This window comes from Treponema sp. TIM-1, assembly GCF_046533115.1.
Lineage (GTDB): Bacteria > Spirochaetota > Spirochaetia > Treponematales > Breznakiellaceae > JAIRMO01.
Map to the genome: position 1 here is coordinate 41,180 of NZ_JAJQRC010000006.1, position 26,527 is coordinate 67,706.

23 protein-coding genes and 3 tRNA genes are annotated in these 26,527 nt (G+C 53.9%); 11 read left to right on the plus strand and 15 right to left on the minus strand.

All coding sequences use genetic code 11. The features are described 5' to 3' along the window. Positions 1–47 precede the first annotated feature (47 nt). Together LQZ21_RS04560 and LQZ21_RS04565 are read left to right on the plus strand one after the other, a co-directional pair. Complete coding sequence (locus LQZ21_RS04560; RefSeq protein WP_411042990.1) at positions 48–1,142, plus strand: endonuclease/exonuclease/phosphatase family protein; 1,095 nt, start codon at positions 48–50, stop codon at positions 1,140–1,142. Positions 1,143–1,267: 125 nt separating this feature from the next. Beyond that, complete coding sequence (locus LQZ21_RS04565) at positions 1,268–1,696, plus strand: flavodoxin (protein ID WP_411042991.1); 429 nt, start codon at positions 1,268–1,270, stop codon at positions 1,694–1,696. A 196-nt stretch (positions 1,697–1,892) separates the two neighbouring features. Here LQZ21_RS04565 and LQZ21_RS04570 read toward each other — a convergent pair whose 3' ends face one another. After that, positions 1,893–2,810 (minus strand): lysophospholipid acyltransferase family protein, encoded by a 918-nt coding sequence (locus LQZ21_RS04570; protein WP_411042992.1) that lies wholly within the window; start codon positions 2,808–2,810, stop codon positions 1,893–1,895. A 258-nt stretch (positions 2,811–3,068) separates the two neighbouring features. On the opposite strand from LQZ21_RS04570, the gene LQZ21_RS04575 reads away from it, so the two are divergent. The 6 genes from LQZ21_RS04575 (at position 3,069) to LQZ21_RS04600 (ending at position 8,841) form a co-directional block, all read left to right on the plus strand. Beyond that, the gene (locus LQZ21_RS04575) at positions 3,069–4,238 is read left to right on the plus strand and encodes an ABC transporter substrate-binding protein (protein WP_411042993.1); all 1,170 of its coding nucleotides are present in this window, start codon (positions 3,069–3,071) and stop codon (positions 4,236–4,238) included. A 78-nt stretch (positions 4,239–4,316) separates the two neighbouring features. Continuing rightward, positions 4,317–5,228, plus strand: a complete 912-nt coding sequence (locus LQZ21_RS04580) for a branched-chain amino acid ABC transporter permease (protein WP_411042994.1) — start codon at positions 4,317–4,319, stop codon at positions 5,226–5,228. A 13-nt stretch (positions 5,229–5,241) separates the two neighbouring features. Then, complete coding sequence (locus LQZ21_RS04585) at positions 5,242–6,336, plus strand: branched-chain amino acid ABC transporter permease (RefSeq protein WP_411042995.1); 1,095 nt, start codon at positions 5,242–5,244, stop codon at positions 6,334–6,336. After that, positions 6,320–7,090, plus strand: a complete 771-nt coding sequence (locus LQZ21_RS04590; protein ID WP_411042996.1) for an ABC transporter ATP-binding protein — start codon at positions 6,320–6,322, stop codon at positions 7,088–7,090. The genes LQZ21_RS04585 and LQZ21_RS04590 overlap by 17 nt, the downstream gene beginning before the upstream one ends. Continuing rightward, positions 7,090–7,830 carry an ABC transporter ATP-binding protein gene (locus LQZ21_RS04595; RefSeq protein ID WP_411042997.1) on the plus strand — a complete coding sequence of 247 codons (741 nt, stop codon included), beginning with the start codon at positions 7,090–7,092 and terminating at the stop codon, positions 7,828–7,830. The genes LQZ21_RS04590 and LQZ21_RS04595 overlap by 1 nt, the downstream gene beginning before the upstream one ends. A gap of 447 nt (positions 7,831–8,277) precedes the next feature. After that, entirely contained in the window at positions 8,278–8,841 is a 564-nt protein-coding gene (locus tag LQZ21_RS04600) for a redoxin domain-containing protein (RefSeq protein ID WP_411042998.1), read from the plus strand. A gap of 6 nt (positions 8,842–8,847) precedes the next feature. Here the strand turns inward: LQZ21_RS04600 and rpoC are convergent, their stop codons facing one another. The 11 genes from rpoC to LQZ21_RS04655 all read right to left on the minus strand — a co-directional run bounded on the left by rpoC (position 8,848) and on the right by LQZ21_RS04655 (position 21,092). Then, a complete protein-coding gene (rpoC, locus tag LQZ21_RS04605; RefSeq protein WP_411043053.1) occupies positions 8,848–13,131 on the minus strand; it encodes a DNA-directed RNA polymerase subunit beta' in 4,284 nt (1,427 codons plus the stop codon). A gap of 12 nt (positions 13,132–13,143) precedes the next feature. After that, positions 13,144–16,692: a DNA-directed RNA polymerase subunit beta gene (gene rpoB, locus LQZ21_RS04610; protein WP_411042999.1), complete on the minus strand. Its 3,549-nt coding sequence runs from the start codon at positions 16,690–16,692 to the stop codon at positions 13,144–13,146. Positions 16,693–16,907: 215 nt separating this feature from the next. Continuing rightward, on the minus strand, positions 16,908–17,294 hold the full coding sequence (rplL, locus tag LQZ21_RS04615; protein ID WP_411043000.1) for a 50S ribosomal protein L7/L12: 387 nt from the start codon (positions 17,292–17,294) through the stop codon (positions 16,908–16,910). A 159-nt stretch (positions 17,295–17,453) separates the two neighbouring features. Then, positions 17,454–17,993, minus strand: a complete 540-nt coding sequence (gene rplJ / locus LQZ21_RS04620) for a 50S ribosomal protein L10 (protein WP_411043001.1) — start codon at positions 17,991–17,993, stop codon at positions 17,454–17,456. Positions 17,994–18,030: 37 nt separating this feature from the next. Continuing rightward, positions 18,031–18,711, minus strand: coding sequence for a 50S ribosomal protein L1 (rplA, locus tag LQZ21_RS04625; RefSeq protein WP_411043003.1), 681 nt, complete (start codon positions 18,709–18,711; stop codon positions 18,031–18,033). Further along, positions 18,708–19,139, minus strand: a complete 432-nt coding sequence (gene rplK / locus LQZ21_RS04630; RefSeq protein WP_411043004.1) for a 50S ribosomal protein L11 — start codon at positions 19,137–19,139, stop codon at positions 18,708–18,710. Before rplK ends, rplA begins: the two co-directional genes overlap by 4 nt. Positions 19,140–19,209: 70 nt before the next feature. Further along, complete coding sequence (gene nusG, locus LQZ21_RS04635; protein WP_411043005.1) at positions 19,210–19,767, minus strand: transcription termination/antitermination protein NusG; 558 nt, start codon at positions 19,765–19,767, stop codon at positions 19,210–19,212. A gap of 11 nt (positions 19,768–19,778) precedes the next feature. Further along, positions 19,779–19,958, minus strand: coding sequence for a preprotein translocase subunit SecE (gene secE, locus LQZ21_RS04640; RefSeq protein ID WP_411043006.1), 180 nt, complete (start codon positions 19,956–19,958; stop codon positions 19,779–19,781). 601 nt (positions 19,959–20,559) lie between these two features. Then, positions 20,560–20,632: transfer RNA gene (locus LQZ21_RS04645), tRNA-Trp, on the minus strand. Between the two features lie 8 nt (positions 20,633–20,640). Further along, on the minus strand, positions 20,641–20,814 hold the full coding sequence (gene rpmG / locus LQZ21_RS04650) for a 50S ribosomal protein L33 (RefSeq protein ID WP_411043007.1): 174 nt from the start codon (positions 20,812–20,814) through the stop codon (positions 20,641–20,643). Positions 20,815–21,019: 205 nt separating this feature from the next. Next, a tRNA-Thr gene (locus tag LQZ21_RS04655) sits at positions 21,020–21,092 on the minus strand. A 256-nt stretch (positions 21,093–21,348) separates the two neighbouring features. Here LQZ21_RS04655 and deoD point away from each other — a divergent pair. The 3 genes from deoD (at position 21,349) to LQZ21_RS04670 (ending at position 23,250) form a co-directional block, all read left to right on the plus strand. Next, the gene (deoD, locus tag LQZ21_RS04660) at positions 21,349–22,053 is read left to right on the plus strand and encodes a purine-nucleoside phosphorylase (protein ID WP_411043008.1); all 705 of its coding nucleotides are present in this window, start codon (positions 21,349–21,351) and stop codon (positions 22,051–22,053) included. 85 nt (positions 22,054–22,138) lie between these two features. Further along, positions 22,139–23,038, plus strand: a complete 900-nt coding sequence (locus tag LQZ21_RS04665; protein WP_411043009.1) for an Rpn family recombination-promoting nuclease/putative transposase — start codon at positions 22,139–22,141, stop codon at positions 23,036–23,038. A gap of 128 nt (positions 23,039–23,166) precedes the next feature. Beyond that, positions 23,167–23,250: transfer RNA gene (locus LQZ21_RS04670), tRNA-Leu, on the plus strand. A gap of 342 nt (positions 23,251–23,592) precedes the next feature. On the opposite strand, the gene LQZ21_RS04675 is transcribed toward LQZ21_RS04670, so the two are convergent. From LQZ21_RS04675 to LQZ21_RS04685, 3 genes are read right to left on the minus strand one after another with little or no spacing between them, the layout of a single operon-like run. Then, positions 23,593–24,051, minus strand: a complete 459-nt coding sequence (locus LQZ21_RS04675; protein ID WP_411043010.1) for an ATP-binding protein — start codon at positions 24,049–24,051, stop codon at positions 23,593–23,595. Continuing rightward, positions 24,029–26,173 (minus strand): SpoIIE family protein phosphatase, encoded by a 2,145-nt coding sequence (locus LQZ21_RS04680; protein WP_411043011.1) that lies wholly within the window; start codon positions 26,171–26,173, stop codon positions 24,029–24,031. Before LQZ21_RS04680 ends, LQZ21_RS04675 begins: the two co-directional genes overlap by 23 nt. Beyond that, on the minus strand, positions 26,170–26,472 hold the full coding sequence (locus LQZ21_RS04685) for an STAS domain-containing protein (protein WP_411043012.1): 303 nt from the start codon (positions 26,470–26,472) through the stop codon (positions 26,170–26,172). Before LQZ21_RS04685 ends, LQZ21_RS04680 begins: the two co-directional genes overlap by 4 nt. Positions 26,473–26,527: the final 55 nt, after the last annotated feature.

Sequence of the window (26,527 nt, forward strand, 5' to 3'; positions counted from 1 at the left end):
AAAGCAGCCTGCATCCCAATGCCATATATAGTACAGGAGGCTTTGGAATGATAAAGCGGATAAGCAAACACCGCCTGGGGTTCATACTGCTATTTTTGGGGCTCAACAGTTGTTCGGTGGCTTCGGCCCCGGATGTACCGGGGACCGTAAGCGTCGCCGCCTGGAATGTACAGGCCCTATTTGACGGAATTGAGACCGGGAACGAATATGGGGAATACACCCCTTCGTCGGGGTGGTCGGAAGAAAAATACCGGGCCCGGTTAAGCTTCCTCTCCCAGGGGGTGGACCAACTGGCAGCGGATATCCTGGCGCTGCTGGAGGTGGAAAACCCCCAAATTCTGGAAACCCTTGCTTCGGAAACCGGGGGGAAACAAACATATTCCTGGACTTTTTTCGCCAATAACCCGGAGGCTTCCCTGGGGATCGGCGTTCTCAGCCGCTTCCCCTTTACCAAGACCAAAACCCATTCCGCGGTTTACGGGACGGAAGCCACCCCCCGGCCTATTTTGGAGCTCTGGCTGCTGCCCGACGGCCAGCCCCTGGTTCTTTTTATCTGCCATTGGAAATCAAAACTCGGGGGGGATAAAAACACCGAATCCCTCCGCCGGGCTTCGGCCTGGATTATTAACCGCAGGATGGAGGAGATACAGCAAGAAAATCCCGGGGTACCGGTGATAATCCTGGGGGATCTCAATGAAAATCATGATGAATTTTACCGCCAAAGGGGCTCCTACCTCAGCGCCCTGCTCCCGGACGATCCCACGGCAGCCGAATCCGCCAGCCAAATTCCCGCCGGGGCCCGGGTTTACGATGATTTTCTTATTATCAGCGGGGAAAAACCGCCCCGGGCGGAACATTTCCCCTCCGGTTCCCGGGCGTTTTATTCTCCCTGGGGCATTGAATTATCCCAAGGGTCCTATCATTACCAGGATGACTGGGAAACCATCGATCATCTGCTCTTGTCCGAGGCCCTATTTGACCAGTTGGGCTGGGATTTTGATTCCTGTCAGGTGATGGCCCAGGAACCCTTCCTCAATGCCCAGGGGTATCCCAACGCCTATAACCCCCGTACCGGCCTGGGACTCAGCGACCACCTCCCCCTCAAGCTGGTCCTCAGGGGCGCCCCCGGTGGATCACCGTGAATTTTTACCGAAATTTAAAAAAAAGCGAAAAAAAAGATGATTTTTTTGAAAAATTTTGTTATTCTCCCTTTACATTTTTTTTCACCTATGCTATGTTAGTTAAAGCTAACTGACAGGAGATCCCGATGAAAAAGATAGTTATCATCTATTGGAGCGGAACCGGGAATACCGAAACCATGGCAAATTCCGTGGCCAAGGGCGCCGGTGAAAATGGCGGAGAAGTGGTCATAAAACCGGTGGATGCCGCTTCGGCAGACCTGGTTAAGGGGGCGGATGCCCTGGCTTTCGGCAGTCCCGCCATGGGCGCTGAGGTCCTGGAGGAAGGGGAAATGGAACCCTTTATCGCCTCCCTGCATGCCGCGGATGTACAGGGGAAAAAACTCGGCCTTTTTGGCTCCTATGACTGGGGCGACGGGCAGTGGATGCGGGACTGGGTGGAACGGATGAAGAAACTTGGGGCCTCGGTTGACGGAGACGGGATCATAGCCCAGCTTGAACCGAACGAAGAAGCCCTCACGTTATGTTACGAACTGGGCAAGCGGCTGGCGGAATGAACCGGAAACCGCTGCCGGCAAAACAATTTAGTACTTTAGGGTGGTTACTGCTTACCTCTCTCGGTAACCACCTTGAAATAGTGTTGAAAAACCTTGTTTTTCAACCAAACACCTCAATGGTAGTTGGGTGATTTAAAAAACTGTCGCTCTCCATTCTTTACCCGGGGGCGTGACCAACTTACGTGTCACGTACGCATCACGTTTCCGGGTCTTTTTTGACGATTCCCTGCTTTTCGAGCAGCGTTTCCCGGTGTTTTTCCGCCTCCAGATGCATCTTTTCAAGGTTTTCCATAATTGCGTCCACCGTTGCCTGTTTTTTGTCCTCGATCCCCGCGGCCTGGGCCTGTTCCCTAGTCCGGTTTCTGAATTCGGCGCAGGAAACCACCGGTCCCGCGGTGTACCGTACCACATCCCGGTTGACGTAATCGTCCATCATATCCCCCTGCCGGATGAGCAGTAAATTCCCGTTGATTGCCACCATACACATATAATCAAAGGATTTAATATAGGAATCTATTTCCCGGACCCCCTTTTTAGTGGTTGGGTCCCAGGGCCGGTACCGGGTGCCGGAAGGGAAAACCAGGATCAATTTCCCCTCAACCTTTATCTTCAAGAGGGTCTTCATCGCCGCCCGGTTGATCCCGTTACTGCGGACAATCTCCTCTTTGTTTTTCTCCGTGTCCAGGGACAAAAGGGAGCGGCTGGGATATATCACCAGCCGGGTATAGGCCCCGGTAAAGGCCGCCACCGCGGGATTTTCCTCATTCAGCTTCATCCCGGCAATGGCCACCAGGGCCTGGGCGATTTCCGCACCATGATCCGGCTCTTTTCGCAGGAGATAAGAAAAATTCGGCAGGTCCATGTTGCTGTAATGTTCCAAAAGCAGGAGGCAGGACTTTCCTTCGGATGCCTTACGGAAAAGCTCATTCAGATGATCCATTCCCGAAATACCGGACCCGGGCAGGATCAAATCTTCAACCAGCCTGTCCACCAGACGCAATGCGTCTTTATCCCCCTCCTGATAGACATTATGCTCTGTCACGACCCGGGCCAGCTTTGAAACAGCCATTATCTCTTTAATGAGATCCCGATAAGCGCCACTCAGGGTTTCCATGGCTTTAGTATACTATCCCGCATGATACCTGTCAAATCCATGGGTTGCATCCCGCCGTCCGGCACCTCTGATCTGCATAAATATTCATTTTTTTCAAAAAAACGGTAAAAAAAGGGCTTTTTTTGCATAAAAATACTTGATCGTTTTTCTATTTTTCCCTACAGTAGAGACGCAACTTGAGTTGTTGCAAAACCGGATCTAGTCCGGACTTAGTTTAAGAAAGGGGCTTTGACCCCTCACAAGAGGAGGAGAAACAGAATGAAAAAGGTTACTGTTTTTCTAGGGATCTTTTTTCTGCTGACCCTGTCCATGGTATCGGCCGGGGGCGGCGGGGAAAACACCATCAAAATCGGTTTTAACATTCCGTTAACCGGTGATTCTCCCATGGTTGGCGAAGGCAGCAAATATGCCGGGGAACTCATCAAAAATAAAATCAACGCCCAGGGCGGCCTTGAAGTCAAAGGGAAAAAATACCTTTTGGACTTTATTTATGTGGATAATGAGCTCAAAGCGGAATCCGCGGTGCAGGCAGCCATCAAATTGATTGAACAGGACCAGGTTCTGGCGGTGATAGGCCCCCAGGGCTCGGGCCGGGCCATTCCCGCGGGCCAGATCAACAACGACAACCGCACCCCCATGGTGTCTGCCTGGTCCACCAACCCGGATACCACGAAAAACCGGCCCTATGTGTTCCGGGCCTGCTTCCTGGACCCCTTCCAGGCCCCGGTGGCGGCCAAATTTGCCAAGGATCAGTTTAAGGTTACCCGGACCGCGATCCTCTATAACCTGGAAGACGATTATTCCAAGACCCTGGCGGAACTGTACCGGGATAACTGGGAAAAACTGAACGGTCCCGGCTCGGTGGTGGCCTTTGAGAGTTTTGGTCAGCGGGATCAGGATTTTTCCGTCCAGTTAACCCGGATCGTCAATTCCAGCGCGGAAATGCTCTACCTGCCGGTGTATTACAACTTTGTGGGACTGGTCGTACCCCAGGCCAAGGATCTGGGCTGGAATAAACCCATCATGGGCAGTGATTCCTGGGGTTCCGCGGACCTGTGGGCCTTGAGCAAAGGCTCGGTGGCGGGGTATTATTTTACCACCCACTACGCCGCCGCGGGGGCCGTGGGGAAAACCAAGGAATTCATCGACGAATATAGCACCGCCTATGGCTATATTCCCGATGATGTGGCGGCTCTTACCCATGACGCCGTGATGATAGTCCTGGAAGCCATTAAAAACACGGGGCTTACGAATAACCTTCAGCAGAACCGGGATGCCATCAAAAATGCCATTGCGGCCCTGAAGAACTACGATGGAATCACCGGAAAGATGAACTTCAACGCCGAAGGAGATCCGGAGAAAGACGCGGTGGTGGTGCAGGTCAGTAACGCCGGAGAATTTGTATACGTGACGAGCTTGAAACCGTAACAGAGAAAAGATAGGAGTGAGGAGATAGGAGTGAACTTCTCTCTCCTAACTCCTAACTTTATTACACGGAGGTGTTTGGTGCTGACAACCTTGTTACAGAATGTTCTTAACGCTCTCCAGTGGGGCAGTTTTTATTCGATGATAGCCCTGGGGTACTGCCTGGTTTACGGGGTTTTACGGCTTATTAACTTTGCCCACGGCGATATTTTTATGACCGCCTGTTATATCGCTTTTTTTGTTGCCACGGCCCTCCTGGGGAAACTGGCCGGGAACGGCGGGGCGGTTTTTTGCCTTACCCTGATCTTCACCATGATCGGTACGGCCCTCCTGGGGATCACCATCGAGCGGATCGCCTACCGGCCCCTGCGGAGAAAGGGCGTTAACCGTCTCTATGTGGTAATCACCGCCCTCATGGTAGGTTTTATTCTTGAAAACGGCAATCTGGCGGTCCTGGGCGCCAGTTCCCGGAGTTTTCCGGACATTATCGACAAACAGTTGTGGCAAATAGGGCCGGTGGTAGTTACCAACCTCAAGTTGATGGTGATTATCGCGGCCTTTGCGGTGTTCGGTATCCTTCAGTTTATCGTGCAAAAAACCCTGTTTGGTATGTCCATGCGGGCTATTTCATACGACAAATTCGCCATCCCCCTCATGGGCATCCCGGTAAATCAGGTTATCACCTTTACCTTTGCCCTGGGGTCGAGCCTGGCGGCGGTGGCGGGGATCCTCTTCGGCATGTCCTACCCGGTATTGGACCCCTATATGGGAACCATCATCGGCTGGAAGGCCTTTATCGCCGCGGTGGTCGGCGGCATCGGCGACATCAAGGGGGCTTTTATCGGCGGCTTTATCCTGGGCTTTATCGAGATCTTTTTCGCCGCCTTTTTCCCCTCCAGCTTTAAGGACCTTATTTCCTTTGTGATTCTGCTCATCATTTTGGTGCTGAAACCGACGGGCTTTTTCGGGGTGCCCCGGAGTACAAAAATATAGGAGGGTCTGCCCTATGGCGCAGCCGTTAGATGCAAGCATAAAAAGAAAATACCAGGCCCTGACCATTGGACTTGTCGCCGGTACGATGATTCTTATCACCCTGCTCGCGGCCTTTGGCGTAATCAACCAATATATCCAGAGCGTGTTGATGTCCATCGGGATCAATATCATCTTTGCCAGCAGCCTCAATATCGTCAACGGCTATATGGGGGAATTTTCCTGCGGCCATGCGGGCTTTATGGCCGTGGGCGCCTATGTATCCTCGGTGCTTTCCCTGATTTTGTTTACCGAAAACAAATTCACCGGGGCCGCGGTTTTGCCCCCCCAGAGCGCTGTGTTCCTCTTTCCCCTGGTGATCCTCATCGGCGGGGCGGCGGCGGCGGTGGCCGGGCTCCTGGTGGCCATCCCCTCCTTCAAAACCCGGGATGACTACCTGGCGATCATCACCATCGCGGCAAACTACATCATTATGACCGCCATCAATAACCTGGAAGTGGTCGGGGCAAGCCGGGGCTTAATGGGGATGAAAAGCACCCTTTTTGCCATGTCGGACCTTATCCCCCTGCCCTGGATGCTCATCTGGATCATGTTGTTTGTGGTTATCTGCGTGATCGCCATCAAACGCTTGATGGGCTCGGTTTTGGGCAAGGGAATTTCCGCCATCCGCTACGACGAAATCTCCGCGGAAATTATGAGCGTAAATACCAACCGGATGAAGCTCCTGGCCTTTATGTTTTCCTCGGGGCTTGCGGGGGTGGGCGGCGGGCTTTTTGCCCACATGCTGGGCTTTATCAACCCCAGCTCTTTCAACATTATGAAATCCACCGAGGGTATGGTCATGGTGTACCTGGGGGGCATGGGTTCCCTTTCGGGGTCGGTCCTTTCGGCGGTGTTTTTTACCCTCCTTTTGGAATTACTCAGGCCCCTGCAGATCCTCAAATGGGTGTTTATCCCCCTGCTGCTCATTTTGCTCATGCAATTCCGCCCCGAAGGCTTACTGGGGAACCGGGAATTGATCGATTTTCTTCCGGGAATAAAAAAAATGTCCCGTAACGGCGTACCTAAAAACACCGGTAAAGGAGGCCCTAACCATGGAACAGCATCTTGAAATTAAAAGCCTGACCCACCGTTTCGGCGGGCTCCAGGCCCTGACCGATATCAACGTCTCCCTTAAAAAAGGGGAGATCGCCGGCTTGATTGGCCCCAATGGGGCGGGAAAAACCACGGTTTTTAACCTGGTGAGCGGCTTTTATATCCCCTCCGAGGGGGACATTATCGTGGCCGGGATCCGGATCAACGCCATGAAACCCCACCAAATCGCGGCGCTGAAAATAGGCAGAACCTTTCAGAACATACGGCTCTGGAACGAGCTGACGGTCCTGGACAATATCCGTATCTCCCAGCACTACCAGTTGGGGTACAATGTGGCGGACGCTTTTTTCAACACCCGGCGTTACCGGGAGCAGGAGGCGAAGATTACCCGTTCCGCCCGGGACCTGCTGGAGATATTCAACCTGGAGGATCTGGCCGACGAGTACCCCAAAAACCTGCCCTACGGGATCCAGCGCCGGGTGGAAATCGCCCGGGCCCTTTCCCTGCAGCCGGATCTGCTTTTGCTGGATGAACCCGCCGCGGGCTTAAGCACCGCGGATATCTCCAGCCTCATTGATTACATCCACTGGATCCACGATACCTTCAAACTAACCATCTGGATGATCGAACATCAAATGGAAGTTATCATGACCCTCTGTCATAATATTTCGGTAATCGATTTTGGGAAGGAGATAGCCTCCGGTACCCCCGAACAGATCAGATCTAATCCCGAGGTTATTAAAGCCTACCTTGGGGACGGAGAAATATAATGCTGCTGGAAGTAAAGGATCTCAAGGTCTCCTACGGAAACATCGAAGCCCTCCACGGTATTTCCTTCAGCATTGATACGGGGGAGATCGTTACCCTTATCGGGGCTAACGGCGCGGGAAAAACCTCAACCCTCCTCAGCCTGGCCCGGCTGCCCCGGCCGGAAGCGCCGGTGGTCTCCGGGGGGGACATCCTCTATGCCGGGGAGAGCATCCTCAAAACCGAACCCCATACGCTGATTCAGAAAAAGATGATGGTCCTGGTCCCCGAAGGCCGGCATATTTTCGGCAACCTGACGGTGGCGGAAAACCTCCAAATCGCGTCCTTTCCCCACCGCCGGGACATCAACCGGGCGAACATTATCGGGGAAAACCTGGACCTGGTCTACAGCCTCTTCCCCCGGCTCTATGAACGGCGCAAGCAGCGGGGGGAACTGCTCAGCGGCGGCGAACAGCAGATGCTGGCGGTGGGCCGGGCCCTGATGACCGGCAGCAACTTCATCATGCTGGACGAACCCTCCATGGGCCTGGCGCCGAAACTGATGTACGAAATGTTCCGCGCTCTCCGGCAGCTTAATTTTGTCAAACATATTACCATCCTGGTGGTGGAACAAAATGCCAAGGTCGCCCTGGAATTCGCCGGCCGGGGTTACGTGCTGAAAACCGGCGAGATCTTTGCCAGCGGTACCTCCCAGGAACTGGCAGACAACGCCGATGTAAAAAAGGCGTACCTGGGGGGATAGTATCTTGCAAACGATATAAGAAATTTACCACGAACCACACAAACCTCACGAACAAAGGAGAGAATTCAGGTATAAATTCTAGAATTCGAAGCAAAAGTTCGGGGGGTTTCGGGTAGGTTAATTTAAGCTGAGAAATTTACCACGAACCACACAAACTTCACAAAGAAAATATAGAATTCATATAATAATTCTAGGAATTCTAAACAGAAGTTCGTGTGGTTTGTGTGGTTCGTGGTTATCCTATTCTTCCTGTGTAAGTGGTTCGTGGTTATCCTATTCTTCCTGCATAAGTGGTTCGTGGTTATTTTATTACCGGTTCCGCCCGATATTTTCTTGACAACGGCATTGGTAACGCACTAGAATTTTATTGTTAGCTGATTTCAAAACACGGTTGCTGCTGAGAATACCCCTGAAGTTTTGTATTTGCTTTAAAAAACAGGAGATTGTATGTCTTTATTACATAGAGAGATAGCTGATTTTTCCGTACATGCCTTCCACATTAATACCTTTAAAATAGTCACCAAAAAAGATGTGTTAGGCGCCTGGACCCTATTTTTCTTTTACCCCGCGGATTTTACCTTTGTATGCCCTACGGAATTGGAGGATCTGGCCGAACTGTATGACCAGTTTAAGGCCCTGAACTGTGAAATTTATTCTGTTTCCTGTGACACCCATTTTATCCATAAGGCGTGGCATGATGTTTCCAAGGCCATCCAAAAAATCAAATTCCCCATGCTGGCGGACCCCACCGGCAAGATGGCCCGGGCTTTTGATGTATTCAACCTGACGGAGGGGATCGCGGAACGGGGCAGCTTTATCATCAATCCCCAGGGCAAAATCATTGCCTTCGAGGTACTTGCGGGGAATGTGGGGCGTAACGCCCATGAACTTCTGCGCCGGGTCCAGGCCTGCCAATTCGTGGCCGAACACGGAGACCTGGTCTGTCCGGCCAAGTGGACCCCCGGCGACAAAACCCTAAAACCCAGCCTGGAACTGGTAGGATCTATCTAGCATAGCCTACGGTTGTTCTTCGACTTCCTCCGTGGAAAAATCCTCTTCCTCCGGTTCGGCAACCACTTCGAGTTTCCGTTTCTCCAGGATCTCCTGCATATAAAGGTCCAGGTCCTGCTGCTCCTCGTCAAAGAGCTTCACCGCCCGGTAACGCTTCATGCCGGTACCCGCGGGGATGGGATGGCCGATGATAATGTTCTCCTTAAGCCCCCGCAGGTAGTCCGTGGACCCGGCAATGGCGGCGTTGGTCAGTACCCGGGTGGTCTCCTGGAAGCTGGCCGCGGACAGGAAAGAATCGATATTGAGGCTGGCCTTGGTGATGCCCTGGAACATGGGCCGGGCCACCGCGGGCTGCCCCCCTTCGCCGATGACCCGGTTGTTTTCCTCGTGGAAGCGGTACTTGTCCACCATCTGGCCGAAGATGAATTTGGTATCCCCCACCGCCACGATCTCCACCTTCCGCATCATCTGGCGGACGATAACCCCGATGTGTTTGTCGTTGATGGATACCCCCTGCAGGCGGTATACCTGCTGGATCTCGTCCATCAGGTAACGCTGCAGGGTGCTTTCCCCCAGGATGTGCAGGATGTCATGGGGATTGATGGACCCCACGCAGAGCGCTTCCCCGGCCTCGACGGTATCGCCGTCCCGGACCTGCAGCCGCTTGGTCATGGGAATAAGATGTTTGTACTCCTTACCAAAGGCATCCTGGATGATCACCACCCGTTTGGCCTTGACAATGCCCTTGTTAAAACGGACCACCCCCGAAACCTGGGCCAGTACCGCGGGGCTCTTGGGTTTACGGGCCTCAAAAAGCTCGCTGACCCGGGGCAGACCGCTGGTAATATCCATGGCCTTGGCCGATTCCTTGAGGGTTTTGGCGATGGTCCGCCCCGCGTTGATCCGTTCCCCCTCGTCAACCTGGATATAGGCCCCGCCGGGGAGGAAATACGAAGCCAGCTCTGTCCCCTCGTCATCCAAAATGAGGATCCGGGGCTGCTTGCTCTCCAGCTGATATTCGGTAATCCGTTTTTCCGTGTTACCGGTTTCTTCGTCCAGTTCTTCTTTCAAGGTCGTGCCCGGGATAATTTCATCATACTTGATGATCCCCGAGGCTTCGGCAATGATGGGGTCCGAGAAGGGGTCAAAGGTGGCAATGGTCTTTTCCGCCCCCACCACATCGCCCTTTTTCACCACAAAATCCGAGCCGTTTCGTATATCGATCTTCTGATCCTGACCGATAAGATAGAGGCTTTTCTTCTGAACCATGGCATAGGCGATTTCAGAGGAGAGGATCTCCTTGGTCCCCCGGCGGATAATCGGTTCCCCCCGGATAATACGTTTGCCGTCTTCCACCAGGAGTTCATCCTTGGCGTCAAGCTTATATTCCTTCATCACCTTGTTGATTATGGCATAGCCCTTGCGGGTAAAAAGCCGCCGGCCGTCGGGCATCGGCACATGGGCGCCCACTATATCCCGGATATACACCGGATACTTGAGGAAGGTCCGGTTCTCCTCGCTGATCTTGGTGGCGGCCCCGCCGATATGGAAGGTCCGCATGGTAAGCTGGGTACCGGGCTGACCGATGGACTGGGCGGCGATGGTCCCCACCGCCTCGCCGATATCCACGGTGCGGTTGGTGGCGAGGTTCCGGCCGTAACAGCGGCGGCAGACCCCGTGTTTTGCCTCGCAGGTAAGGACCGTCCGGATCCGCACGGACTCAACCCCCGCAGCCTCAATGGTGGCGGCGATTTCCTCGGTAATTTCCTCGTTTACGTCGATGATAAGCTCCCCGGTAATGGGGTGTTTCACCCGTTCCAGGGTATAGCGGCCCACAATACGCTCGCTTAAGGGTTCAACGATATCCTCCCCTTCCTTGATGGCGGAATAGGAGATACCGTTGATGGTCCCGCAGTCATCCTCGTTCACCACCACGTCCTGGGCGATATCCACCAGACGCCGGGTCAAATAGCCGGCCTCGGCGGTCTTGAGGGCCGTATCCGCCAGCCCCTTTCGGGCGCCGTTGGTGGAGATGAAAAACTCGATCACCGAAAGCCCTTCCTTAAAGTTGGACCGGATGGGCAGCTCAATAATATCCCCGGAGGGCTTGGCCATAAGGCCCCGCATCCCCGCCAGCTGGCGGATCTGGTTGCGGCTTCCCCGGGCCCCGGAATTGGCCATCATATACACCGAATTAAAGCCGTCCCGGTCCGCCTCCAGGGTCTTCATCATGATATTGGTCAGATCCTCGTTGGTCTTGGACCAAACCTCTACGACCCGGTTGTACCGTTCTTCCTGGGTGATATGGCCCTGGCGGTACTGTTTCTGGATGGAATCGACCTCCTTGTTGGCCTTGTCGATCATCTCGGTTTTTTCCTTGGGCACCACAATGTCGTCCACCCCGATGGTGGCGCCGAAAACCGTGGCGTATTTATACCCCGTGTTCTTTATGGCATCCAACATCTGTACGGTGGTCCAGGATCCCTTTTCGGAAAAAATATTTTCGATAAGGGCCCGCAGTTCCTTGTCCTTCAGTTCATAGTTGATAAAGGGAATCTCCGGGGGCAGCTCCTCGTTGAAGATCAGCCGTCCCGCGGTGGTTTCAATAATCTTGTCCCGCGCCAACTTGGTTTCGACCCCCACCTTTTCCCAGACCGGGAACTTGGTGGACTTTACCCGAATAACCGCCTCCCAATCCAGGGCCTTGGACTCCACCGCCATACGAATTTCGTTGGTGCCGGTATAGCGGCGGCCATGGCCCTTGGCGTTTGGCTTGATCCGGGTTAAAAAGTTGATCCCCAAAACCATGTCCTGGGAGGGGAACACGATGGTTTTCCCGTTGGCGGGGTTGAGGAGGTTCCGGGCGGAAAGCATCAGGGTCCAGCATTCCATCTGGGCCGCCTGGGTCAGGGGCACATGGACCGCCATTTGGTCCCCGTCAAAGTCCGCGTTAAAGGCGTGGCACACCAGGGGGTGCAGCTTAATGGCCTTTCCCTCCACCAGAACCGGCTCAAAAGCCTGGATCCCCAGACGGTGCAGGGTGGGGGCCCGGTTCAAGAGGACCGGGTGTTCCTTTACCACCTCGTCCAGAATGGCGAAAACCTCGGGGGTCTCCGCCTCCACCAGCATCTTGGCCTTTTTGATATTGTATACCACGTCCTTATCCACGAGTTTTTTCATGATAAAGGGTTTGAAAAGTTCCAGGGCCATCTTGGTGGGCAGCCCGCACTGCCACATCTTAAGGTCCGGCCCCACGGTGATCACCGAACGGCCCGAATAATCCACCCGTTTCCCCAACAGGTTCTGCCGGAACCGGCCCTGTTTTCCCTTGAGCATATCGCTGATCGACTTCAGGGGCCGGTTGCTGGCGCCCTTGACCACCCGCTTTTTCTTGGAGTTGTCGAAAAGGGCGTCCACCGCTTCCTGGAGCATCCGTTTTTCATTGCGGATGATGATATCCGGGGCGTTCAGGCCCTGGAGCCGTTTCAGCCGGTTATTCCGGTTGATCACCCGGCGGTAGAGGTCGTTGAGGTCGCTGGTGGCAAAGCGGCCGCCGTCAAGCTGTACCATGGGCCGTAATTCCGGAGGTATCACCGGGATGACGTCCAGGATCATCCATTCGGGCTTATTGTCGGAATTGCGGAAATTCTCCACGATTTCGATCCGTTTAAGGAGCCGCTTATCACTTTTAGCGCCCTTTTCGATCATCTTGGCCCGGAGTTCCGTGGCGATCTGGTCCAGGTTGATATTCTCCAGGAGGGTCCGGATCGCCTCCGCCCCCATGCCGGCGCTGAAGGCCCCGCCGTACCGTTCCTGGGCTTCCATATATTCTTCCTCGGTCAGGAGCTGCATCCGTTTTAAATCCGTATCCCCGGCGTCAATAACCACGTATTTTTCATAGTAGAGGATGGAACGGAGGCTTGCCATGGGAAGATCCAGGAGCAGTCCCATCCTGCTCGGCACCGAACGGTAATACCAGATGTGGGATACCGGGGCTGCCAGCTCAATATGGCCCATCCGCTCCCGGCGCACCTTAAAGTGGGTTACCTCCACCCCGCAGCGGTCACAGATGACCCCCTTGTACCGGATGGACTTAAATTTACCGCAGTAACATTCCCACTCCTTGGTGGTGCCGAAGATCCGCTCACAGAAGAGCCCGTCCTTCTCCGGCCGCAGCGTCCGGTAATTGATGGTTTCCGGCTTTTTAACCTCGCCGTAGGACCACGCCCGGATCATCTCCGGCGAGGCCAACCGTATCATGATGGAATCAAAATCCTGTATGTCCCGCATCGTCATATCCCCCTAAAAGTTACTCCCGCTCTTGGTTATCAATTCCTCGTCCCGCTCGGTTAGGGGAATTTGTTTGCCCTTGGCATCATAGATGGTCATGTCCAGGGCCAAGCCCCGCAGTTCCTGGACCAGCACGTTGAAGGATTCGGGGATCCCCGCGGTGGTGGAAGGCTCCCCCTTTACAATGGCTTCGTATATTTTGGACCGGCCCGTCATATCATCAGACTTGATGGTCAAAAGTTCCTGCAGGGTATTGGCCGCCCCATAGGCCTCCAGGGCCCAGACCTCCATTTCGCCCAAACGCTGACCGCCGAACTGGGCCTTGCCCCCCAGGGGCTGCTGGGTTACCAGGGAGTAGGGGCCGGTGGACCGGGCATGCATCTTATCGTCCACCAGGTGGTGGAGTTTGAGGAAGTAAATTATCCCGCAGAAGATGGGGTTTACAAAGGCTTCACCGGTCCGGCCGTCCCGGAGTACGGTTTTGCTGGTCACCGGGAGTCCCGCTTCCTTGAGCTTTTCCTCGATCTGTTCCGTGGAGGGGGACTGGAACACCGGGGCGGAGAACCACTGGTCCAGGGTACTGGCCGCCCAGCCCAATTCCGTTTCCAAAAGCTGGCCGATGTTCATCCGGGAGGGAACCCCCAAGGGGGTCAGGCAAATATCCAGGGGGGTACCGTCGGTCATATAGGGCATATCCTCCTCCGGGAGGATCCGGGCCACCACCCCCTTGTTGCCATGGCGGCCCGCCATCTTATCCCCTTCCCGCAGCTTCCGTTTGGTGGCGATCAGGACCTTTACCACCTCGTCTACCCCGGGGTTAAGGTCGTCCCCTTCGGTCCGCTTAAGCCGCTGGATGTCGATGATGGTCCCGTCAATGCCGTGGGGCACCCGGAGGCTGGAATCCCGAACCTCCTTGGCCTTTTCCCCGAAAATGGAGTTGAGGAGCTTAAATTCCGGGGTGGTTTCGGTTTCACTTTTGGGGGTTACCTTTCCGACCAGGATGTCCCCGGATCGGACCTTGGCCCCCACCCGGATGATCCCCTCGGCGTCCAGGTTATCCAGACTCTTTTCAGAGGTATTGGGAATATCCCGGGTTATCTTTTCCGGCCCCAATTTGGTCTCCCGGACCTCGGTGATGAACTCTTTTATATGGATAGAGGTGAACATATCATCCTTCACCACCCGCTGGGAGATGAGGATGGAATCTTCATAGTTGTACCCGTTCCAGGGCATAAAGCCCACCAGGATATTCCGGCCCAGGGCCAATTCCCCGTTCCGGGTGGCCGGTCCGTCGGCAATAACCTGGCCGGCCAGGACCTTTTCCCCGATCTTTACCAGGGGCCGCTGGTTGTAACAGGTATCCTGGTTGGTCCGCTGATATTTGATCAGGGGATACACATCCAGCCCCTCGGCATTGGTGGCGGCATTGGCCTTTCCCCCTTCGGCGGGTTTGAGCACGATCTCCTGGGAAGTCACCCGGAGCACCGTACCGTTCCGGCGGGCCTTGACCAGCACCCCCGAATCATAGGCGCATTTCCCCTCCATACCGGTCCCGACCCGGGGGGCCTCGGGGAACACCAGGGGAACCGCCTGGCGCTGCATATTGGAGCCCATCAGGGCCCGGTTGGCGTCGTCGTGTTCCAGAAAGGGGATGAGGGAAGCGGAAACCGAAATGATCTGCTTGGGGGAAACATCCATGTACTGAATATCCTCAGGCGCGCGGGTGGTATAATCCCCCTGACGGCGGCAGGAGATCTGGTCGTCCGCAAAGGAACCGTTGTTCTTCAGCTTCGCCGATGCCTGGGCTATGTAATAGCGGTCCTCGTCCATGGCGGAGAGGTACTCAATTTCCTTGGTGGCCATCCCCTTGGCTACCTTGCGGTAGGGAGTTTCCAGGAAGCCGTATTCGTTTACCCTGGTGTAGTTTGCCAGGGACACGATAAGGCCGATATTGGGACCTTCCGGGGTCTCAATGGGGCACATCCGGCCGTAATGGGTGTAATGCACATCCCGGACCTCAAAACCCGCCCGGTCCCGGGAAAGTCCCCCGGGGCCCAGGGCGTTGAGCCGGCGCTTGTGGGTCAGCTCCGCCAGGGGGTTTACCTGGTCCATGAACTGGGAAAGCTGGCTGGATCCGAAAAATTCCTTAATCGCCGCCACCACCGGTTTAATGGAAATAAGGTCCTGGGGCTTAATGGTATCGGTCTCTTTAAGGCTCATCCGTTCCTTGGCGATCCGTTCCATCCGGCTAAAGGCGGTTTTAAGGGCATTGGCCATTAATTCCCCCACGGACCGGACCCGCCGGTTCCCCAGGTGATCGATGTCGTCGATATTTTCATCCCCCACATACACCTTGATAAGGAATTTCATGGTGGCGATGATATCCTGTTTGGTCAGGGTAAATTCATCCAGGGGGGGTTTAAAGTCGAATTTTTTGTTGAGTTTATACCGGCCCACCTTGCCCAGATCGTAACGCCGGGGGGTGAAAAACATCCCCAACAGGTCTTTTTCCGCGGCATCCACGGTGATGGATTCCCCGGGCATCAGGACCGAATAAACCGCGGAAAGGGCGTCTTCCTTAGATGGCTCATCCCGGCTGGGATCCTCCTTGAGGAATTTGATCTCCTCCCGCTCGAAACAGTTGAGGAGCATGGGGGAATTGAGGGATTCCGGGGCTTCAAAGTTGATAACCTCCACGGAGCTCACCCCGTTTGCCAGGAGTTCGTCCACATTGTGGGGGTGCAGTTTCTCGCCGACCCGGTAGAGTTTTTTCCGCTCCCCGGCCGGGGCGTTTTTACCGGCGTCATCGGCGTTTTCATTAACCCACACCGCCGCGGCAAGGACCTTGCCGGAAAATTGCTCCCTGGTCTCCCTATCGTCCTTTACCTCCAGGGTTTCCACCGCATAAAAGGCCTGAATAATGGCCTCCCGGCTTTCATAGCCCAGGGCCCGGAGGAATATGGTCCCCAGGATACGTTTTTTCCGGTCGATCTTGGCATAGATCAGTTCCCGTTTTTGGTCGATTTCAAATTCCAGCCAGGATCCCCGGTAGGGGATAATCCGGGAAGAATAAATCCCCTTTTCGTGACTGAAGATAACCCCCGGCGAACGGTGGATCTGGGAGACCACCACCCGTTCGGCCCCGTTTATAATAAAGGTGCCCCGTTCGCTCATAATGGGGATATCCCCCATATAAATATCCTTCTGCCGGATCTCCCCGGTTTGCTGGAAGATCAGGTTGATCCGCGCTTTCAGGGGCATTGCATAGGTAAGTCCCTTCTGTTTACAATCCTGTTCGGCAAATTTGATGTTGTCCTCGTCCAGGGTGTAATATTCGTATTCCAACGTCATGTCACCGGCGGGACTTTCAATGGGGAAGGTGGTTCTGAAAACTTCTTCCAGTCCCTGAATTGCCGGGGCTTGATGATTCCGCAGACGTTCCCGCTGCAGAAAACGCTCATAGGAACAGAGCTGAATATCGATCAAATCCGGAAGCTCCATCACATCCTGGATATCCTTCCCTATATAGGTCCTTTGGGTTATTACCTTTGCCTTTGCCATATTACCCCCTGCTGACCGCCCGGAGGGATATGTTTACCGAATATCCCCCCTTGGGCCGCGTACCCCCCAAACTACAAAAGGGCTCCGGTAAAAAACGGAAACCCCGGGATCGCGCCACCGGACAATATACCCCCGCTCTGGTTATACCAAAACGGGGGATCATCCTTTGCCGTATCCCTTGTTCAAGAGAAAAAAAGAATTGTTGTCTGTCTCGTCTACTGAATTTCAACCGTACCGCCGGCAGCAGTGACCTGATCCTTAATTTTCGCGGCCTCTTCCTTGGAGACATTCTCTTTGAGGGGCTTGGGAGCGCCCTCCACAAGATCCTTTGCCTCCTTGAGACCAAGTCCGGTAACTGCCCGGACCTCTTTGATAACCGCGATTTTTTTGGTATCGTCAAAGGCCTTAAGAATAACATTGAATTCCGTCTTCTCCTCGACAGCTTCCGCGGCGGCAGGAGCGGCGCCGGCCGCGGCCACAGCTACGGGAGCAGCGGCGGAAACACCGAATTTTTCCTCCATGGCCTTAACCAATTCGGAAACTTCCAACACAGTCATGGACGAAATCGCTTCAATAATCTGATCAGTAGTAAGGGCTGCCATATTATCTTCTCCTCAATAAATACCTTAAAATATGCGCCCATACGGGCACAGCGCATCCCCGAGGATGCTTCCGGGAACCATCCCGGAATATATACAACCGACAGGAACGGCAGCATCCGAAGCCTGAAGGTTCTTCTTACCCAGCGTTTTAAAACCGGCTCAACCGGCCGCCTTTTGATCCCCCACCGCCTTAATGGTACGGACCAGCCGGGCGTTGATGTCGTTCAGGGCCGCGGCCAGGTTCCGGGCAGGGGCGTTCATCACCGACATAAGCATGGCGATAAGTTCCAGCCTGCCGGGGAGTTTGGAAAAGGCCTCGATCTGCCTGGCATCGTATATGGTATCCCCCATTAATCCGCCCTTGACATGAAGCGCCGGAGTTTCCCGGGCAAAATCCAGGAGAATTTTAGCGACCTCATTGGGATCCTTGAGCGCAATGGTCACCGCCGTGGGGCCGGTAAGATACGCGGCCACATCCGGGGCGGATAGCTGCTCAAAGGCGAGCCGGGCAAAATTGTTTTTTACCACCTTAAAGTGAGCTTCTTTAGCCCGAAGCTGCTTTCTGAGGATGGTAATCTGCTCTACCGTAAGCCCCCGGTAATCGGCAAAGATAAAATCTTTGGTTTTACCAAAGACCTCTTTTAATTCATTGATGGATGTGACTTTAACATCCTGTATTTTTTTAGCGACTATCGCCATGGTTTAACTCCTTACCCTGAGCGCCGGCCGGGCCGGGCTACTCTTCATCCTTGATGGAGACCCATACTCCGGGTCCCATGGTGGAAGCCACCGAAACGGTTTGGATGAAATCACCCTTTGCGTCGGCGGGCCTTTTCCGCTTAATTTCGGTAACCACGGTACGGATATTTTCCGCGACCTTTTCACTGTCCATGGAAACTTTTCCCACCGCCAGGTGTACCACCCCGGTCTTATCGGCCCTGAATTCCACCCGGCCTTTTTTGAGTTCCGAAAGGGCGCCCTTGAGGTCAAAGGTAACGGTCCCGGTTTTGGGATTCGGCATGAGGCCCCGGCGGCCCAGGACCATACCGAGTTTACCCACGTCTTTCATCATGTCCGGGGTGGCTACCGCCACGTCAAAATCAAGCCACCCGCCCCGGATCTTCTCGATAAGATCCTCGGCGCCCACATAGGTAGCCCCCGCATCCTGGGCTTCCTTCTCTTTTTCCGCTTTACAGAACACCAAAACCCGCTTTTCCGCCCGAAACTGATGGGGAAGCACCACCGTATCCCGAACGGATTGGCTTTTTTTCAGGTTGAGTTTCACCGAAAGATCCACGGTCTCATCAAATTTTGCGGGCGCAAAGGCTTTAACGAGCTCCAAAGCGGAATTTATATCGTATGAAAGGGCCCCATCGTATTTTTTAAGGTTGTCGAGGTATTTTTTTCCGTGTTTCATTTTTCTACCTCTACACCCATAGACCGGGCGGTCCCGGCGATGATCTTCATGGCCCCTTCGATATCATTGGCCGAAAGATCCGCCATTTTTAATTTCGCGATTTCCTCAAGTTTTGCCCGGGGAATCTTACCGACCTTGGTTTTGTGGGATTCGCCGGATCCCTTTTCAAGGCCAATGGCTTTTTTGATCAACACCGCCGCCGGCGGGGTTTTGAGGATAAACGTAAAGGATTTATCCGCATACACGGTGATAACCACCGGTATAATGAGTCCCTGCTCCATGTTTTTCGTCCGCTCATTGAACTGCTGGACGAATTGCGGAGCGCTGACGCCATGGGGCCCCAAGGCAGGTCCCACCGGCGGGGCCGGAGTGGCCTTGCCCGCGGGACACTGGAGCTTGATCATGGCGCTTATCTTTTTCTTTGCCATATATACTCCTTCGTAGTATGTCCGGCCGCCGCCGGACTAACGGGGACCTGGGCCCCCTCCTACTTATAATTCACGCTTTCTCCACCTGGAGGAGATCCACTTCCACCGGGGTGTTTCGGCCAAAGATACCAACCATGACCTTGAGTTTGTTTTTCTCCTGATTCACTTCCTCAATGGTGCCGGTGAAAGACTCAAAGGGGCCGTCAATGATCTTGACCTGTTCCCCGGCGGTAAAGGTCTGACGGGATCGGGCCGGCCGCTCGCCCTTGATCTCCCCGGATTTCTGCAGAATTGCCCGGGCTTCATCCCCGCTGAGGGGCTGGGGCTTTTTATCCGCCGGGGTTCCCACAAAGCCCGTGACCCCCTGGATCTTTTTAATCTTTGAACACGCCGCCTTCCAGCCGGCGTCGGGAAGATCCAGTTCCACCAGGATATATCCGGGAAAAAATTTCTTGGTCAAGGTCCGTTTTTTACCGTCCTTGACCTCCACCACTTCTTCAGAAGGGACCTTTACATCCCGAACCACTTCTTTTTCGAGTTCTCCCGAGTCAATCATGATGTGGATGGTTTTTTCTATTTTATTCTCGTATCCCGAATAGGTATGGAGAACATACCAGCCCGTCGCCATTTTTTTCCTTATTAAAATATAGCTTGTACGCCCAAGAGAAGCAACACATCCACCAAGCCCAACACCGCAGCAAAAATTATGGTAGAAACAATAACGACCTTTACGGAACTGACCACATCATCCCTGCTGGGCCACACAACTTTACGGAGTTCCGCGTAAGATTCCTTTATAAATTGAACCAGTTTGTTCATTCCGCCCTCTTTATGAAGACATTCCCAAAAAAGTTTGGGAATACTACCGTGAATTTCGCGGGAAAACCGGACTTTCGACCGCTTTTCCCCTGACCAATCCCCCACTCCCCTGAGTTTTGGGATTGACGCCTTGTACCCAGGCCGGGGTTCGACCCTGTCGAGCGCATCCATGCGCTCTTTTCCTCCCGTTGGTCGGCGGGTCAAACCCTTCGAGTCCTACCTGGAACTCTTTCGCTCACAATACTTTCGTCCCAGGCCAGGTAGGACTCCCCTACAGCCCTCCGCATCCCTGCTTCGGGCTTCCGGGCCGGGGTTCGACCCTGTCGAGCGCATCCCTGCGCTCTTTTCCTCCCGTTGGTCGGCGGGTCGAACCCTTCGAGTCCTACCTGGCCTCTTTCTGCTCAAAACAATATTCTTCCCAGGCCAGGTAGGACTCCCCTACGGACCTCGACCTCCTGTCTCGGTCCTCCGGGCCGGGGCTTTTGCTAAACCGCCATCCATGGCGGTTTGCCGGTTCAAGGCTGCGATGTCTCGCCTTGAACCGGCCGCAAAAGCCCTTCGAGTCCTACCTGGAACTCTTTCGCTCACAATACTTTCGTCCCAGGCCAGGTAGGACTCGAACCCACAACATTCGGTTTTGGAGACCGACGCTCTACCATTAGAGCTACTGGCCTAAAAAACACTATTTGATCTTTGTTTCCTTATGCAGGGTATGCTTTCGGTCAAAGGGGCAGTATTTGTTAAGCTCCAGCTTTTCCTGCATATTCCGCCTGTTTTTTTGGGTAGTGTAATTCTTCCGTTTACATTCACTACATTGGAGAGCAATAAGCTCCACCGCTGTCTTTTTACTCGCCATAATCCAGCCCCTTCCGGTTCAAATTTCCTTATAAATAAACCCAGCTATAGTCCGTTTTCGGTCAAGCCCTCAAGCGGAATCGCCTTCCGTTCGTAAACGTCCGTGTTCACTCACTCCAGGCCGGGGCGCTCCCTGGCGGCGCACCTCCTGTGCGCCTTACCTCCCTACGGTCGGCGTTCGCGCCCTTCGATTCCGTTTTCGGTCAAGCCCTCAAGCGGAATCGAACCGCTGACCGCATCCTTACCATGGATGTGCTCTGCCAACTGAGCTACAAGGGCATAGAAACTACATTCTATAACGTTCTAGGAACATAACAGAATAAGCAAATTGTGTCAAGGGGAGTTCTATAAAAATGAACGGGGGACTTATAAATTTACCGGATTTTAACTATAATTGGAAATATCCTGAAAATTCAGTTTTGAAGGGATGGCTGCGCTGAATTTAACGGGAAAGCGGGCTTTTAACTGCTTTTTCCTGGTTAATTCCACGACCAAACTGCGTTTTGGGATAGTTTATGCCTTAAGAGGAGTGGATATGTCTATTCATATTGCGGCCCAGGCGGGGGAGATTGCGGAGGTCATTTTATTGCCCGGCGATCCCCTGCGGGCCAAATTTATCGCTGAAAATTTCCTGGAAAAACCCCATTTGTATACCGAGGTCCGGAATATCCTGGGGTATACCGGCAGCTATAAGGGGAAACCGGTCTCGGTCCAGGGGACCGGGATGGGAATTCCTTCAATTTCAATATATCTTAACGAATTATTCAGGGATTACGGGGTTAAACGGGCGATTCGGATAGGGACTGCCGGGGCGATCCAGGACCAGGTAAAAGTCCGGGATTTGGTATTGGCTATGGCGGCCTCCACCGATTCCGGGGCCAATGCCATTCGATTTAAGGGGAGGAATTTTGCCCCGACGGCGAATTTTTTTCTGCTGAAAACCGCCTATGACATTGCCCGTTCCAAGGGCTGGCAGCCTAAGGTGGGTAATGTGGTTTGTTCCGATATGTTCTACACCGAAGATCCCGATGAATGGAAGCTCTGGGCCAAATTCGGCGCCCTGGCCCTGGAAATGGAGACCGCCGAGCTTTACACCCTGGCGGCAAAATATGGCCGGGAAGCCCTGGCCATACTGACTATTTCGGATAGCCTTATCACCCACGAAATAACCAGCGCCGAAGAACGGCAAACGACCTTTACCCGGATGATGGAGGTAGCCCTGGAAACGGCTATTGCCTAGTACCTTTTTCCTTTTTGGGGCATGGTGTAAAGCGTCCGGTTGAATTTCCCCCGAAAATTCGGTACTATTAAAACCGGTGACGGTAATGAGCGCAAACCGTGAATATAAAGACAGTGTATTCTCCTGGCTTTTCAGTAATCCCGATACTCTCCGGGAACTCTACGGCGCCCTATCGGGGGTGACCCTGCCCCCGGACGTGCCCATCACTATCAACACCCTGGAAGGTACCCTTTTTAAGGGCCGAATGAATGACATCTCCTTTATTATCGGCGGCCTGCTCGTGGTCCTCATAGAACACCAATCCACCATAAATGAAAACATGCCCCTGCGCCTGCTCCTCTACGTCGCCAGGCTTTACGAACGTATCACCGATGAAAAGAACATCTACCGGGGGAAGCGGGTTCCCCTGCCCCTGCCGGAGTTCATCGTGCTCTATAATGGCGCCGCCCCCTACCCGGACGAAACAACCCTGAAACTCTCCGATGCCTTCCATGACCCTGCGGAACTCGGTATTACCAAAGGCGATATATCCCTGGAACTCACGGTAAAGGTCTACAACATCAACCGGGGCCACAACGAGCCGATAATCCGGCGGTGCAAGGCCCTTGCGGGGTACAGCGCCTTCATCGCCACGGTACGGGAGTACGAGGAAGCGGGAAAAAGCCGGGAAGAGGCGATAAAGCAGGCGGTAAAAGAGTGCATAAAACAAAATATTTTGAAAGAATTTTTGGAAATCCACTCAACGGAGGTAATGAATATGTTATTTACCGAATGGAACTGGGACGATGCCCTTGCCATTCAGCGGGAGGAAGGCATGGAGGAGGGTTTAGCAAAGGGCCGGGAAGAGGGCTTGGAGGAGGGTCTGGCAAAGGGCCGGCAAACGGGATGGGAAGAGGCCAAGACCGAATACGCAGAGCAGCTCCGGCAAGTTCAGGAACAGATCCGACAACTGGAGGAGGAAAACCGCCGGCTGCGGGAGAGGTAATTATTATTGTATAGTAGGGAACTGCGTCCTGATTTTCCCGTCTCTCCTAACTTCTCATTCCTCCCTCCTCACTAAGTTCTCCGTATGCTTGACTTTTTGTTTCAGAATGTTCTATAGTATTAAAATCCGCCCGGGTGGTGAAATTGGCAGACACGCTAGTTTCAGGTACTAGTGCTCGCAAGGGCTTGGGGGTTCAAGTCCCCCCCCGGGCAAAAAGTAAAACCCCCGTCTTAGACGGGGGTTTTGTTATGCAAAAAACGGGGACTTGAACCGGAGGACGCGCCGACCAAAGGGAGGATAGCGCGCATGGATGCGTGCGGCAGCGTCCGTAGGCGGGCCGGAACGGTCGAGACAGGCAAAAAGGCTTGCCTTTTTGCCGGAGTCCACGCCGAGCGAATGCGAGGAAAAGGCGCCAGGGATGGCGCCGTCAGTGGACGTAGGCGGCCTTGAAGTCCGAAATACGATGTTGAGGGCATCAAGGTCGAGACCGTGGAGGCCAAGTCCCCCCCCGGGCAAAAAGGTTCATTGAGCGGTCCAAAATTTGAGCGGGGCGGCTATTCGGTAGCAATTTCCGATAGGGTTTTATAAATGGTTAGTTGGTTTTTGCCCCCTACCTGGGCGTAGGCAGCATGGTCGGTCATTTTTTTGACCAGGTGTATGCCCAAGCCGCCTATGTTACGCTTCTCAATGGGAGCGCCGGTTTGGGGGGCGGGCCATTGCAGGGGATTAAAGGGGGTTCCCCCGTCTTCGAACTGCAGCACCAAGGCGTCTCCGGCCCTGCCGAAGCGCACGGTTGCTTCCCCGGTCTGTTCGGGATAGGCGTACTTGGCGATATTGATAAAGATCTCTTCGGTTACCATCATAATATGATGGCAGGTCTTGGTGGAACAGGAATAAGCCGCTAGGGTTGTCTCTACCCAATCAAGCAGCTGATCAAGGTTAGCAGCGGAGGCGGAAAGGGTTATTTCCTTTTCAAAGGCCGGCGGGGCGTTATACATTTGCAGGGGATTCATCGGTATACCCACCATGGTAGATTACGGCCAGGGTCGTGATGTCATCGGACTGTTCGGCCCCCATGACAAATCGGGTAATCTCCTGCCTGATGGCCTTGTCAAAGGCCTCCGGCGGCAGATCGCGGCAGGCATTTGCCTTTTCCAGAAACCGTTCGTTGCCAAATTGTTCCCCCTCCTGATTCATCGCCTCGTTGACACCGTCGGTATACAGGTAGAGCCGGTCCCCGGCATGGAGATCCAGTTGACCCAGGTGATACTGGGCATCTTCGAATATACCCAGGGCTACGCCGCCCTTAAACCGCATAAATTGGTAGGGCTCCCCGGCAGGGGAGAGGAGGGGAGGATTATGTCCACCATTGGAATAGGTCATTCTTCCGGTATGCAAATCAACGATATAGAGAAAAACCGTGACAAACATACCCTGGGGGTTGTCCTCGCAGAGGAGCTTATTGACCGTATCCAGGGTTTCCGCGGGATCATTCGTACTGATCATGTGGATCTTGAGCAGGGTCTTGGCAATCACCATGAACAGGGCAGCGGGGACCCCCTTTCCGCTGACATCGGCAATGAGACAGGCGATTTGGGTCTCTTCCGCATCCAGGTAAAAAAAGTCATAAAAGTCCCCGCCGACCTCTTTCGCCGGGGTCATTTTCGCGTAAAGGCTCAGTTCCCCGCAGTCTGAAAATTTGGGGAAGATCCGGGGCAGCATATTGGTTTGAATATCCGCCGCGGCGCTTAATTCGCCGTTGATCCGTTCCTTTTCACCGTTGATCGTTTTAATATCCCGGATCATCTGATTGAACCGTTCCGCCAGGATACCGATTTCATCATGGGAGTTGACCTCAAGCCGATAATTCAAGTCGCCGGCGCCGATAATCTCCGCCCCCTGGCAGAGGGTTACGATGGGGGCAGTCAGGCTTCGGGACAAGCGAAAGGCAAGGTAGAGGGCAATACCCGCGGTTATGATTATCACGCCCGCTATGATCAGGAGGATCGTCAAAAAACTTCTATTAATTCCCGCCACCGCATCCCGGGTAAGTCCGATAATATTCCGCTCTATCGCCCGGGCCGGCTCGGTAACCTCGTCGGCGGTCATCATGACCCCCATGCTAAAATCGACCACCCCCAGGGGACTATAGGCGGCATACATATCCTGCCCGTCAATGCTCAGGGGCATAATGCCCTCTTGCCTGCCGATCATCCGTTCTGCCAGTTCCTGCAGCCCGGGATTATCACTGTGCAGGTAATCTTCGCCCAGGATCCTTGCCGGATCGCTGGTACGGAGCATCTTTTCCTGGGGGCTTATGATTACCCGGCCCTTATTATCAAGCAGAAAGGCATAACCGGTTTTGCCGATGGTACTTAAATTGATGACATCTTCCACCGCGGTTAACAGGATGCCGTTGCCGGCCACCCCCTTGAACACCGGCTCCCCCGTGGAGTAGTCGTAATAGGGCATGGCACAGGACATGCTGGCACCCCGGCCAAGGGCATCCACGAAAACATCGGTCCAAAAGAGGCCGTTCCGGGCCTTGGCCCCCTGGTACCAAACGCGGCTTTTCACATCATAATCGTTCTTGTTAAAAGCGGAAGATCCCTTGTCCACCACGATAAAATAACCGGATTCCCCGCCAATATAACTGGCGACGATGTCGATGTTTACCACATTAAACTGCCCCAGAATATCGGAAATATTGGCCGCCAGGAAAACTTCCTCCCGAATAGCGGCAAGGGATACCCCCGGGGCGGTCATTAAATAGGGATCCGTGGACCCCTCCTCTCCGGGCTGTAAATAATTTATGGGCCGGGGTCTATACCGATCCTTGTAGGTATAGATATCACTGGCGATATCCGCTACCCGTTTGGTTTGATTCTCCATGGCCCGGAATTTTTCATTCACCAAGGCGGCCTTGTCCCGGACGAGGCTCATCATCTGGGTCTGCAGCTGGGCTTCCAGGGCCTTTTGACTGTCCGCGGCCGCCATAACCCCCAGGGTGTCGTTGTGGGAAAGGGTGGTCCGGCGGATGTTTAAAATACTTACCATGGTGGCAAGGCTCAACACCAGGAGGGCCCCCAGGGAGGTGGACAGGATTACGATTAAAATCTTACGTTTAATGGTCATCTTTGGATATCAAAAATATCATCCAGGCCGGTTACTTCAAAAACTTCCATTACCTCTTTCCGTACATTGCGCAGGGTCAGGGCCCCCCCGGAAGCATAGAGCCTTTTTTGCACCATCACCAATACCCGCAGTCCCGACGATGCCAGATAGTCTACCCCGGTAAAGTCAAGAACCAGCGCATTTGACGAGGCCAGGACTTCCTCCATCGCAGCGCTGAATTCCGGGGCGGTGGTGGTGCTCAACTTTCCGCTAATGGTGAGGACGGTTTTACCCTCCGACTGGGTTTTGACAATTTCCATTCATTTTATCCCTTGCTTACTTTATCCCAATTGGATGATCATGTAAACCATTCCT

Excerpts from the sequence above, each read along its gene's own strand:
- LQZ21_RS04560 (WP_411042990.1), top strand. The coding sequence starts at position 48 with ATGATAAAGCGGATAAGCAAACACCGCCTGGGGTTCATACTGCTATTT.
- LQZ21_RS04565 (WP_411042991.1), top strand. The coding sequence starts at position 1,268 with ATGAAAAAGATAGTTATCATCTATTGGAGCGGAACCGGGAATACCGAA.
- LQZ21_RS04570 (WP_411042992.1), bottom strand. The coding sequence starts at position 2,810 with ATGGAAACCCTGAGTGGCGCTTATCGGGATCTCATTAAAGAGATAATG.
- LQZ21_RS04575 (WP_411042993.1), top strand. The coding sequence starts at position 3,069 with ATGAAAAAGGTTACTGTTTTTCTAGGGATCTTTTTTCTGCTGACCCTG.
- LQZ21_RS04585 (WP_411042995.1), top strand. The coding sequence starts at position 5,242 with ATGGCGCAGCCGTTAGATGCAAGCATAAAAAGAAAATACCAGGCCCTG.
- LQZ21_RS04590 (WP_411042996.1), top strand. The coding sequence starts at position 6,320 with ATGGAACAGCATCTTGAAATTAAAAGCCTGACCCACCGTTTCGGCGGG.
- LQZ21_RS04595 (WP_411042997.1), top strand. The coding sequence starts at position 7,090 with ATGCTGCTGGAAGTAAAGGATCTCAAGGTCTCCTACGGAAACATCGAA.
- LQZ21_RS04600 (WP_411042998.1), top strand. The coding sequence starts at position 8,278 with ATGTCTTTATTACATAGAGAGATAGCTGATTTTTCCGTACATGCCTTC.
- rpoC (WP_411043053.1), bottom strand. The coding sequence starts at position 13,131 with ATGCGGGACATACAGGATTTTGATTCCATCATGATACGGTTGGCCTCG.
- rpoB (WP_411042999.1), bottom strand. The coding sequence starts at position 16,692 with ATGGCAAAGGCAAAGGTAATAACCCAAAGGACCTATATAGGGAAGGAT.
- rplL (WP_411043000.1), bottom strand. The coding sequence starts at position 17,294 with ATGGCAGCCCTTACTACTGATCAGATTATTGAAGCGATTTCGTCCATG.
- rplJ (WP_411043001.1), bottom strand. The coding sequence starts at position 17,993 with ATGGCGATAGTCGCTAAAAAAATACAGGATGTTAAAGTCACATCCATC.
- rplA (WP_411043003.1), bottom strand. The coding sequence starts at position 18,711 with ATGAAACACGGAAAAAAATACCTCGACAACCTTAAAAAATACGATGGG.
- rplK (WP_411043004.1), bottom strand. The coding sequence starts at position 19,139 with ATGGCAAAGAAAAAGATAAGCGCCATGATCAAGCTCCAGTGTCCCGCG.
- nusG (WP_411043005.1), bottom strand. The coding sequence starts at position 19,767 with ATGGCGACGGGCTGGTATGTTCTCCATACCTATTCGGGATACGAGAAT.
- secE (WP_411043006.1), bottom strand. The coding sequence starts at position 19,958 with ATGAACAAACTGGTTCAATTTATAAAGGAATCTTACGCGGAACTCCGT.
- rpmG (WP_411043007.1), bottom strand. The coding sequence starts at position 20,814 with ATGGCGAGTAAAAAGACAGCGGTGGAGCTTATTGCTCTCCAATGTAGT.
- deoD (WP_411043008.1), top strand. The coding sequence starts at position 21,349 with ATGTCTATTCATATTGCGGCCCAGGCGGGGGAGATTGCGGAGGTCATT.
- LQZ21_RS04665 (WP_411043009.1), top strand. The coding sequence starts at position 22,139 with ATGAGCGCAAACCGTGAATATAAAGACAGTGTATTCTCCTGGCTTTTC.
- LQZ21_RS04675 (WP_411043010.1), bottom strand. The coding sequence starts at position 24,051 with ATGAATCCCCTGCAAATGTATAACGCCCCGCCGGCCTTTGAAAAGGAA.
- LQZ21_RS04680 (WP_411043011.1), bottom strand. The coding sequence starts at position 26,173 with ATGACCATTAAACGTAAGATTTTAATCGTAATCCTGTCCACCTCCCTG.
- LQZ21_RS04685 (WP_411043012.1), bottom strand. The coding sequence starts at position 26,472 with ATGGAAATTGTCAAAACCCAGTCGGAGGGTAAAACCGTCCTCACCATT.